The sequence below is a fragment of the Microbacterium sp. UBA3394 genome, from assembly GCF_002358725.1.
GTDB classification, from domain to species: Bacteria; Actinomycetota; Actinomycetes; order Actinomycetales; family Microbacteriaceae; genus Microbacterium; species Microbacterium luteum.
This window is the reverse complement of record NZ_DEPK01000281.1, coordinates 1-10601: the sequence shown is the minus strand read 5'-3', so window position 1 is coordinate 10601 and position 10601 is coordinate 1. Positions and strand designations below refer to the sequence as shown.

Below are 10601 nucleotides of genomic sequence, written 5' to 3'. Positions count from 1 at the left end.
CGGGATGAACGAGGCGGCGTTCTTGATGGTGGTGAGGTTCGACTCGGCGAGGTCGGCCGAGCCGCCCCATAGCTCGGGGAGCTTGTCGGCCAGGGCGTTGATGACCTGCCCCGACGCGGCACGGGTGGACACGTCCTTGCCCGCCTCGAACACCGGGAGCGCATCGGCGAGATCGGCGGGGAGCTCGCGGGCGTTGATGCGGTCCCACAGCGCCTTGCGCTCGGGGTGCGCGCCGGCCCACGCGTCGAACTTCTCCTGCCACGCCGCGCGCGCTTCTGCGCCGCGGTCGGCGAGTGAACGAGTGTGTTCGAGGACGTCGTCGGGCACCACGAAGGTCTGCTCCGGGTCCCACCCGAGCACCTCCTTCGTCGCCTTCAACTCGTCCTCGCCGAGCTTGGAGCCGTGGATCTTCCCGGTGTTCTGCTTGCCCGGCGAGGGCCACCCGATGATCGTCTTCAGCACGATGATCGACGGCTTCGACGTCTCGGCCTTCGCCGCCTCGAGGGCTGCGTGAAGCTCGGCGACGTCTTCGACGTACTCGCCCGTCTTCTTCCAATCCACCGTCTGCACATGCCAGCCGTACGCGGCGTAGCGGGCGGCGACGTCCTCGGTGAACGCGACGTCGGTGTCGTCCTCGATCGAGATCTGGTTCGCGTCGTAGATGACGACGAGATTGCCGAGCTCCTGATGCCCGGCCAACGAGGAGGCCTCGCTGGTGATGCCCTCCTGGATGTCCCCATCCGAGGCGATCACATAGATGGTGTGATCGAACGGCGACTCACCCGGCGCGGACTCCGGGTCGAACAGGCCCCGCTCATACCGGGCCGCGTACGCGAACCCGACCGACGAGGCCAGTCCCTGACCCAACGGTCCGGTCGTGATCTCCACACCGTCGGTGTGACCGAACTCCGGGTGACCCGGGGTCTTCGACCCCCACGTCCGCAGCTCCTTCAGGTCCTGCAGCTCCAACCCGAACCCACCCAGATACAGCTGGATGTACTGCGTCAACGACGAATGCCCCGCAGAGAGGATGAAACGATCACGACCCGGCCAGTGCACATCCGCGGGGTCGTGGTTCATCACCCGCTGATACAGCAGATACGCCGCCGGAGCGAGACTCATCGCCGTTCCGGGGTGACCATTGCCGACCTTCTCGACAGCATCCGCCGCCAGCACGCGCACGGTGTCCACCGCGCGCCGATCGATCTCTTCCCATGTCAGCTGCACCACGGCGTCTCCTTTGATCGCTGTGAGGTCGCATCCGCTCACCTCGACACAAATGTTATAAACAGATGTTGCTTGTCACGTGAAAGCGTGTCAAGATCACATTCAACATCACACGGAGGAAGACCTCCGGCCCCATTCGAATGGGGAGAGCGCCGAGGCTCGGGAGCGTACCCGCGTCTTCGGTGACGACGAGTACGGGAGCAAAGATGCGCGCGATTGTCTTCACAGACGAAGGGGCCCTCGCCCTCGAGAACCGAGACCGGCCCGAGCCCGGTTACAAAGAGATCCTCATCCAGACGGCGGCCGTGGGGATCTGCGGGACGGACACTCATGTGTTCGACGGGGAGTTCGAGGGGACGATCTTCCCCCTCGTGCCCGGACACGAAGCGACCGGCACCATCGTCGCGCTCGGCGACGGCGTCAACTCCGGCGTCTTCGACTTCGCCGTCGGCGACCACGTGGCGGTGAACCCCAGCACCACGTGCGGCGAGTGCGAGTACTGTCTGAACGGCCATCAGAACCTCTGCCGGTTCTGGAACGGACTCGGCGTGGTGGCTTCGGACGGTGCATCCCAGGAGTACTTCACTGCGCCGGCGAGCAACGTCTACAAGCTCAAGCCCGAAACCGACCTCTATGAAGCCGCGCTCATCGAGCCCCTGGCGTGCGCCATCCGCGGCTGGGACGTGCTGCCCCGGCGGCTCGGCGACCACGTGCTCGTCTACGGCGCCGGCACCATGGGATTGCTCATGGCGCAGCTGGCGACGAAGGCGGGCGCCGCCACCGTCACGATCATCGATCTGAATGCGGAGAGGCTCAAGACGGCGCAGGAGTGCGGCATCGCCCTCCGCTACACCTCGGCAGACGACGCCGACCGCGAGAAGTGGGACGTCGTGATCGACTGCACGGGAAACATCCGCGCGATCGAAGACGCGCTCACGCGCGTCAAGCCCGCAGGCTTCTTTCAGGACTTCGGTGTCGCACCGGCCGACAAGACCGCGCAGTTCTCTCCTTTCCGCGTCTATCGGGATGAGATCTCGATCGTCGGGACGATGGCGGTGCTGAACTCCTTCGGCCGCGCGGTCGAACTGTTCGAGGCCGGGGCGATCAACGCGACCGCGATGATCAGTCATTCCTTCACCCTCGACGACTACTCCCAGGCGCTGGAGATGTTCCGCAAGGGCGAAGGGCGCAAGCTCCAGATCCGTCCCAACGACACCGAGTCGCGGGTGCTCCTGTGAGCGACACGACCGCACGCGCGAAGGCAGGCCGCAGCGGCTCGTCGCGGAAAGCGATGTGGATCTGGATCGCTGTCGGGGTTCTGGTGGTCGTCGGCATGGCGCTCGGAACGCGGGTCGTCGCGGCGGATGATCCGCTGGCGCAGGGTGCCGTGGAATTCGATGCGGCGACCTTCGGCGCGGAGACCTTCCCGACGGTCCAGTCCGATATCGTCGCGCAGGCGGTGGAGGCACAGGAACTCGCCGAGGCTATCGCCGCCGACCCGGAGGCCGCCGCGGCGGAGTACGCCGTCGAGAGTTCGGGGGGACCCGTCTTCAGCGTGACCTTCACCGGTGTCGTCGGAGAAGGGCAGTCCGGAATCTATGAGGTCGACGTCGAAGGAGTGCCGGACGATCTTCTGATCCGTGTTCAGACCGGTCCGGCGATCAACGGCACCGAGCTGCGCGATGCGACCGGGGAGATCACGTTCGGGCAGTTCACCAACCAGATCGACTATCAGAATGCCGGGTCCGCGCTCAATGAGGAGATGAAGGCCGCCGTGCTGGCCGATATCGACTCGGAGGCGCTGACCGGCGAGACGATCACGGTCACCGGAGCGTTCACGCTCATCAACCCCGAGTCGTGGTTGGTGACCCCGGTGGAGGTGTCGGTGTCATGAGCCGTGAGGCCGACTACGACCACGTCGTGCTGGAAGCACGCGACATCGTCAAGACGTACGGCGGAACCCGCGCCCTCAAGGGGGTCAATTTCGAGATCCGGCGGGGGACCGTCACGACCCTCTTCGGAGAGAACGGCGCCGGCAAGTCCACCCTCATGAAGATCCTCTCCGGCGTGGAGCAGCCGACGTCGGGACAGATCGTCCTGGACGGGAAGCCGGTGACGTTCGCCTCCACCAACGAGGCCCGCGACCGGGGCATCTCGATCATCCATCAGGAGCTCAGCCTCGCGCCGAATCTCTCCGTGCGGGACAACATCTTCATGGGGAGGGAGATCCGCGGTCCCCTGGGCGTCGACTACGCCGAGGAGACGCGTCAGACGCAGGCGCTGCTCGATGAGATGCAGCTGCCGATCGCACCGGACACGCTCGTGCACGATCTGCGGGTCGGTCAACAGCAGATCGTCGAGATCGCCCGCGCCCTGTCGGTGAACTCCCGCATCCTGATCATGGACGAGCCGACGTCGGCTCTCGCCGCGGCAGAGGTGGAGGTGCTCTTCGGCATCATCCGCGATCTCCTCGCCCGCGGAGTCGCGATCGTGTACATCTCGCACCATCTCGAAGAAGCGCTCGAGGTCACCGACCACGCGGTGGTGCTCCGAGACGGCACGATGACGGCGCGCGACGAGCGAGCCAACATCGACCTCGAGTGGATCGTGCGGAACATGGTCGGCGAGAACTTCGATCTCGGGTCGCCACCGACCGGATACGAGTTCGGCGAGGCGATCCTGCAGGTCAGAGACCTCACCGTCGTCGACCCGGAGAACCCCGAGCGCGCGATCGTGAATCGGTTGAGTCTCGACGTGCGCAAGGGTGAGATCGTCTGCATCTACGGGCTGATGGGCGCCGGACGCACCGAACTGCTCGAGGCGATCGCCGGAAAGGAAGACGTCGCGGAGGGTGACGTTCTGCTGGACGGCGCGTCGCTGGCGCCGCTGTCGATCGCCGAGCGCATCGACGCCGGCGTCGGGCTGGTCCCGGAGGACCGGCAGCGCGACGGCCTCGTCCAGACCTTCGATGTGGGGACGAATCTCACGCTGGCGAGTCTGACGCGGAGCCTCTCGCGCGGCATGCTCTCCCGTCGGCGCGAGAAGGAGCGGGCGCGGGATCTCATCCAGACCGTGACGGTCAAGACCTCCGGCCCGGATCAGCTGATCGGAGCGCTGTCCGGAGGCAACCAGCAGAAGGTCGTGATCGGCAAGATCATCGCCACCGAGCCTCGCGTCATGCTCCTCGACGAGCCCAGCCGAGGAATCGACGTCGGTGCGAAAGGCGAGGTCTTCCGACTCCTCGCCGATCGCGCACGAGACGGCCTCGCCGTCATCTACTCCACTTCAGAGGTGGGCGAGTGCCTCAGCATCGCCCACCGGATCATCGTGATGCGCCGCGGCCGGATCTCGGCAGAGTTCGGTCCCGACGCCACCAAGGACATGATCATGGCCGCCTCCGGCGAGTCCGTGGCCGCATAGAGAGTCCAGAACGGATCGGACAATGACGACGACGACAACCACCACCATCCTCGCCAAGCGCAAGGAATTCTCGCTGGCGAAGCTGCTCCTGGAGGGGCGGGCGTTCCTCGCTCTCATCCTCATCATCGTGGTGTTCTCCCTCCTCTCTCCCAACTACCTCACGGTGGAGAACCTGCTGATCATGGCGTCGCACGTCGCCATCTACGCACTGCTGGGCATGGGGATGCTCATGGTGATCCTCAACGGGGGCATCGACCTCTCGGTCGGGTCGACCCTCGGCTTCTCGGCCGTGATCGGAGGCTTCCTCCTGCAAGGGGTGCCGATCAACATCTTCGGCGTGATCCTCTTTCCGAGCGTTCCGGTGGTCGTCCTCCTGTCCGTCGGTGTCGGCGCGCTGGTCGGGCTCGTCAACGGCATCCTCGTCGCGCGATTCAAGGTGGCTCCGTTCGTGGCGACGCTCGGGATGCTCTACGTCGTGCGCGGACTCGCCCTCCTCATGACCAACGGACTGACGATCAACGACCTGGACGGCGATCCGGCTCTCGGGAACACCGGTTTCGCATGGCTCGGATTCAACCGCATTCTGGGGATCCCGATCGGCGTCATCATCATGGGCATCGTCGCGATCGTGCTGGGCTATGTTCTCGGCCGCACGCGATTCGGCCGGTGGCTCTACGCCTCCGGGGGAAACGAGCGGGCAGCCGAGCTGTCCGGTGTCCCGGTCCGTCGTGTGAAGGTCTCGGTCTACGTGATCTCCGGCATGTGCGCCGCGGTCGCGGGCCTCATCCTGGCGTCGACGCTGACGAGCGCGAGCCCGACCGCGGGAAACACCTACGAGCTCACGGCGATCGCTGCCGTGGTGATCGGCGGCGCCGCCCTCTCCGGCGGCCGCGGCAACATCCGGGGAACGCTGCTCGGAGCCTTCGTGATCGGCTTCCTCGCCGACGGGCTCGTGATCGTGGGGGTCTCCGCCTACTGGCAGATGGTCTTCATGGGAGCGGTCATCGTCGTGGCGGTCCTGCTGAACACCCTGCAGTACGGTCGCCGGCGCCGCCCGGCCGCACCCTCGAACCCGGCGTCGCCCCCGTCCCCGACGGGTCCGTCGGCGCCGTCCTCGTCGGGAGAGGCCCAGCCGGCCACCGCCGGACGCTCCTCCTGACCGCACCATCCCGGCATCGAGAACGCTGTCGGGTCACCAAGAAAGGACGATCCATGTTTCGCAAGAAGGTCATCGCCGCCCTCGCTGCGGGTGCACTCGCGCTGGGCGTGAGCGCATGCTCTTCCGGAGAACCGGCCGACTCATCGGGCGCGGCGGAGGAGGGTGAGGCCGGTGGTCTCATCACGATCATCGTGAACGATCCCGCCAACCCCTACTGGAAGACCGAGGGCGACGTTGCTCAGGCGACCGCGGAAGAGCTCGGATACGAAGCGACGGTCGGAGCCCACAACGGCGACACCAACACGGAGAACTCGCTGATCGACACGGCGATCTCGAACCAGTCCGCCGCCATCATCCTCGACCCGGCGAACGCCGACGGCTCCGTCGCCGCCGTGCAGAAGGCCACGGATGCCGGCATCCCGGTGTTCCTGGTCAACGCGGAGATCAACGAGTCGGGAATCGCGCTGGCCCAGCTCGTCTCCAACAACTCGCAGGGTGCCGCCATCGGAGCTCAGGAGTGGGTTGCGCAGATGGAGGAGGCGGGCAACTACGTGGAGCTGTTCGGCGCACCGTCGGACAACAACGCGCAGACGCGATCGAATGGGTTCTCGACCGTCATCACGCAATACCCCGACCTCGTCGAGGTCGGTGAAGAGGTCGCCAACTGGGACCGCACCGAGGGACGGAACAAGATGCAGGCCCTCATGCAGGCCAACTCCGACATCAACGGCGTGATCTCCGGTAACGACGAGATGGCTCTGGGCGCGATCGCTGCGCTTCAGGAGGCGGGCCAGCTCGACGGCGTGGTCGTCGGCGGCTTCGACGGTTCTCCCGACGCCGTCGCCGCGGTCGAGGCCGGAGAGATGGCCTACACCGTCCTGCAGCCGGTGGCCGTCTTCTCCGAGGAGGCAGTGCGGCTCGCGGATGAGTACATCCGCACCGGTGAGGCTCCCGAGACCGAGAAGCAGTCCTTCGACTGCATCCTCATCACCGCCGACAACGTCGCGAACATGACGGGGCCCTTCACCTACTCCGGCTGAGCCGGATCCGGACCGGTCGCGCGCTCCCGCGCGGCCCGTGGGGGCGGTGCCCGCCGGCATCCGCCCCCACACCACGAACGAAAGACATCATGAGCTACGTCCTCAACACTTCCGAAGGCTTCGCCGACGAATCCGCCGCGGGCTTCGTCTCCGTGCATCGATCACTGGTGCGACGGGTTCCGGGCGGCGTCGCACGCCGCACCCGGACGCCTGCCGGAAACGTCGCCGTCGTCATCGGCGGCGGCTCCGGTCACTACCCCGCCTTCGCGGGCCTCGTCGGCGAGGGTCTTGCTCACGCAGCTGCCATGGGGAATGTCTTCGCCTCGCCGAGCACCCAGCAGATCTGCTCCGTCGCCCGGTCGGTCGCCACGGATGCCGGTGTGCTGCTGTCATACGGCAACTACGCCGGAGACGTGCTGAACTTCGACCTCGCGCAGCAGCGACTGATCGACGAGGGAATCCCCTGCCGCACCGTGAGGGTGACCGATGACGTCTGCAGCGCGCCTTCCAGCGAGGCGCACAAGAGGCGCGGGATCGCCGGCGACCTGGCGGTGTTCCGGGCAGCCGGCTGGGCGTCGGCGCAGGGGTTCGATCTTGACACGGTCGCCGGCATCGCCGCGCGTGCCAATGCGCGCACTCGTTCTCTCGGCGTCGCCTTCTCGGGCTGTACCTTGCCGGGAGCCGACGCTCCGCTCTTCACGGTGCCAGAGGGCCAGATGGCCGTGGGTATGGGCATCCACGGGGAACCGGGACTCGAGGTGCGACCGCTCGGAACGGCAGATGAGATCGCGCGACTCCTCGTCGAGGGTCTGCTCGCCGATGCGCCGGACGATCACGGCACGCGCGTCGCCGTCATCGTCAACGGCCTCGGCTCCGTGAAGGCGGAGGAGCTGTTCGTCGTGTACGGCGCGGTGGAGCGGCTCCTGGACGAGGCGGGGCTCATCGTCATCGAGCCGGAGGTGGGCGAGTACGCCACGAGCTTCGAGATGGCGGGGGTCTCCCTCACCCTGACGTGGCTCGACGAGGAACTCGAAGCGGCATGGCGCTCGCCCGCCTACACGCCCGCGTACCGCAAGGGTGCCGTCGAGACGTCCGGCACCGAAGCCGTCCTCGAGAATGACGCGGCGATCGAGCAGTCGATCGCCGCGGGAACCGCTGAATCCGCCGAGGCGGGTGTACGGGTGGTCGCCGCGATCGCCGCCATCAAGGCGGTCATCGACCGTGAGGCGGACGAGCTGGGGCGTCTGGACGCCGTTGCCGGCGACGGTGACCATGGCATCGGAATGCAGCGCGGAGTGCGCGCGGCCGATGAAGCAGCGCGGGCGGCGTCGGAGAGCAGTGCCGGCGCGGGGGCGGTGCTGATCGCCGCGGGTGACGCGTGGGCCGACAAGGCCGGCGGCACATCCGGTGCCCTCTGGGGGGCGGCTCTCCGAGCGCTGGGGGCCACCATCGGCGATGTGTCCGCCCCGGCCGCCACCACCGTGGCAGCAGGTATCGAGGCTGCCCGCAAGGCGGTACAGGACTACGGGGGAGCCGAAGAGGGAGACAAGACCCTCGTCGATGCGCTGGTGCCGTTCGCGCACGAGCTGGCGGAGCAGACGGCGGAAGGTGCTGATCTGTTGACCGCATGGCGCCGCGCCGCGGGGGCCGCGACGGACGCCGCTCACCGAACGGCCGACCTGATTCCGCGCGTGGGGCGCGCGCGCCCGCACACGGAGAAGAGCCTCGGCACGCCCGACCCCGGCGCGATTTCGCTCGCCCTGGCCGTCACCGCCGTCGCCGACACGCTCGGCGATCACTGAGACCCGTCGAAAGGAATCCCATGACTGAGAAGTGGCGCATCGTCGTCGGCTGTGACGACGCCGGATACGAGTACAAGGAGCAGCTGAAGGCCGACCTCGAGGCGGACCCGCGCGTCGCGTCCGTCGTCGACGTCGGTGTCGATGCCGACGGACACACGGCGTACCCGAAGGTCGCGGTCGCCGCCGCCGAGCGCATCCGTGACGGCGCAGCCGATCGCGCGCTCCTCGTGTGCGGCACCGGCCTCGGTGTGGCCATCGCTGCGAACAAGGTCGACGGCGTCCGTGCCGTCACCGCGCATGACGGCTTCAGCGTCGAGCGGGCCGTGCTCAGCAACAACGCCCAGGTGCTGGCCTTCGGCCAGCGCGTCATCGGCCTCGAGCTTGCTCGACGACTCGCACGCGAGTGGCTCGGCTACGTCTTCGACGAGACATCGCCGTCTGCTGCGAAGGTGGCCGCGATCAACGCCTACGAGCAGACGGGTACCTGTGGATGAGCCCGGCGCCGCAGCCTCCGCGCGACCCGTTCCGCGTGTTCTGGGGGTGAGCCTCAAGTCGTATCTTGGGGTGGAGCAATCGCGGCGGTGGGCGGCCGAGATCGCGCGGATCGCGCGCACGCATGCCGCCGTGCGATCCGGTGCCGTGGAGGTGTTCGTGCTCCCCTCACTCCCGGCGTTCCCGGGCGTGAGAGATGCACTGGTCAGGACGAAGGTGCGCGTCGGTGCACAGGACTTGCACACCGACGACCGTGGGGCGCACACCGGTGCCGTGAGCGGTGCAGATCTGCACGAGATCGGGTGCCGTCTCGTCGAGATCGGGCATGCCGAGCGTCGCACCGTCTTCGGCGAGGGCCCGGATGTCGCGCGCGCGAAGATGCGGGCCGCCGTGCGGAATCAGCTCACGCCGGTTCTGTGCATCGGCGAGCCCGAACGATCCGATCCCGCCGCGGCGGCTTCGCGCTGTCTCGAGCAGGTCCGCTCCATCCTGGCGGGTGTCGGCGAGATGACGGAGCTGCTCGTTGCCTACGAGCCCGAATGGGCGATCGGCCGACCGACACCCGCGCCGCCGGCTTACGTCCGTGAGGTCGCCGCGTTCCTGCGCGCCGGCATCACTCGAACCGGCGGAGGGACGCGACTGATCTACGGCGGAAGCGCCCAGCGAGGAACCCTCACCGAACTCTCCGGAGCGGTCGACGGGCTCTTCCTCGGTCGTTTCGCACACGACCCGGCGTCGTTCGCGGGCATCCTCGATGAGGCGGCCGCGCTATCGTGAGCTTGCAGGAGGAACGATGACCACCCCCGAGGCAGCTGCGGAGCCGAGCTCGCGGCAGGACCGCCAGGCTGCGCGTCAGAAGGCGATCACCGAGGCGGTCATGGCGGCGGGCGTCATACGTATCGAGCAGCTCGCGGAGCAGTTCGGCATCAGCGTCATGACCGTCCACCGAGATCTCGACGAGCTGGCGAGTCTGGGACTACTTCGGAAGAGCCGCGGAGTGGCGACGGCGATGGCCACGCCACTGGTCGAGTCGAGCGCCGTCTATCGCTCCAATCGCCAATCCGAGGAGAAGGAGGCGATCGCTCTCGCGGCGATGGACTTCATCGACCCCGGACAGGCGATCATGCTCGATGACAGCACGACCGTCATGCACATGGTCCCCCACCTGGTCGCGAAGAGGCCGCTGACGGTCATCACGAACACGCTCACCATCATGGAAGAGCTCCGAGGTGCCAACGACATAACGATGCTGGGGCTCGGCGGGCAGTACTACAACTGGTGCAGCGCCTTCATGGGGCGGATGACGACCTCGGCGATCGAGGCGATGCGCGCAGACGTCTTCCTCATGTCCACCGCCGCGGTCTCGGATGACATCGCCTTCCACCAGTCACTTGAGACTGTCGATGTGAAGGGGGCGATGTTCGAGGTCGCCAGTCGCCGCATCCTTCTCGTCGACCACAC

9 protein-coding genes and 1 pseudogene are annotated in these 10601 nt (G+C 67.2%); 9 read left to right on the top strand and 1 reads right to left on the bottom strand.

Annotated features, from left to right (window positions below):
* A pseudogene (locus B4E30_RS16305) lies at positions 1-1230 on the bottom strand (transketolase); the annotation flags it as partial.
* Positions 1231-1433: 203 nt separating this feature from the next.
* Here B4E30_RS16305 and B4E30_RS16300 point away from each other — a divergent pair.
* The 9 genes from B4E30_RS16300 to B4E30_RS16260 all read left to right on the top strand — a co-directional run.
* Positions 1434-2465 (top strand): zinc-dependent alcohol dehydrogenase family protein, encoded by a 1032-nt coding sequence (locus B4E30_RS16300; RefSeq protein ID WP_286796298.1) that lies wholly within the window; start codon positions 1434-1436, stop codon positions 2463-2465.
* Positions 2462-3121, top strand: coding sequence for a DUF2291 family protein (locus B4E30_RS16295; protein WP_286796296.1), 660 nt, complete (start codon positions 2462-2464; stop codon positions 3119-3121). The genes B4E30_RS16300 and B4E30_RS16295 overlap by 4 nt, the downstream gene beginning before the upstream one ends.
* A complete protein-coding gene (locus B4E30_RS16290) occupies positions 3118-4647 on the top strand; it encodes a sugar ABC transporter ATP-binding protein (RefSeq protein ID WP_286796294.1) in 1530 nt (509 codons plus the stop codon). Before B4E30_RS16295 ends, B4E30_RS16290 begins: the two co-directional genes overlap by 4 nt.
* Before the next feature lie 22 nt (positions 4648-4669).
* A complete protein-coding gene (locus tag B4E30_RS16285; RefSeq protein ID WP_194383888.1) occupies positions 4670-5806 on the top strand; it encodes an ABC transporter permease in 1137 nt (378 codons plus the stop codon).
* 53 nt (positions 5807-5859) lie between these two features.
* The gene (locus B4E30_RS16280) at positions 5860-6846 is read left to right on the top strand and encodes a D-ribose ABC transporter substrate-binding protein (protein WP_194383887.1); all 987 of its coding nucleotides are present in this window, start codon (positions 5860-5862) and stop codon (positions 6844-6846) included.
* Between the two features lie 89 nt (positions 6847-6935).
* Entirely contained in the window at positions 6936-8648 is a 1713-nt protein-coding gene (locus B4E30_RS16275) for a dihydroxyacetone kinase family protein (protein WP_194383886.1), read from the top strand.
* Positions 8649-8668: 20 nt separating this feature from the next.
* Positions 8669-9142, top strand: a complete 474-nt coding sequence (locus B4E30_RS16270) for a ribose-5-phosphate isomerase (protein WP_286796292.1) — start codon at positions 8669-8671, stop codon at positions 9140-9142.
* On the top strand, positions 9135-9917 hold the full coding sequence (locus B4E30_RS16265; RefSeq protein WP_349676967.1) for a triose-phosphate isomerase family protein: 783 nt from the start codon (positions 9135-9137) through the stop codon (positions 9915-9917). Before B4E30_RS16270 ends, B4E30_RS16265 begins: the two co-directional genes overlap by 8 nt.
* 16 nt (positions 9918-9933) lie before the next feature.
* Positions 9934-10601, top strand: a 668-nt coding sequence (locus B4E30_RS16260; protein ID WP_286796291.1) for a DeoR/GlpR family DNA-binding transcription regulator, incomplete at its 3' end; no start/stop codon positions are given.

What these genes read in the sequence shown, in the direction of transcription:
- B4E30_RS16300 (WP_286796298.1), top strand. Translation starts at nt 1,434, where the DNA reads ATGCGCGCGATTGTCTTCACAGACGAAGGGGCCCTCGCCCTCGAGAAC.
- B4E30_RS16290 (WP_286796294.1), top strand. Translation starts at nt 3,118, where the DNA reads ATGAGCCGTGAGGCCGACTACGACCACGTCGTGCTGGAAGCACGCGAC.
- B4E30_RS16285 (WP_194383888.1), top strand. Translation starts at nt 4,670, where the DNA reads ATGACGACGACGACAACCACCACCATCCTCGCCAAGCGCAAGGAATTC.
- B4E30_RS16280 (WP_194383887.1), top strand. Translation starts at nt 5,860, where the DNA reads ATGTTTCGCAAGAAGGTCATCGCCGCCCTCGCTGCGGGTGCACTCGCG.
- B4E30_RS16275 (WP_194383886.1), top strand. Translation starts at nt 6,936, where the DNA reads ATGAGCTACGTCCTCAACACTTCCGAAGGCTTCGCCGACGAATCCGCC.
- B4E30_RS16270 (WP_286796292.1), top strand. Translation starts at nt 8,669, where the DNA reads ATGACTGAGAAGTGGCGCATCGTCGTCGGCTGTGACGACGCCGGATAC.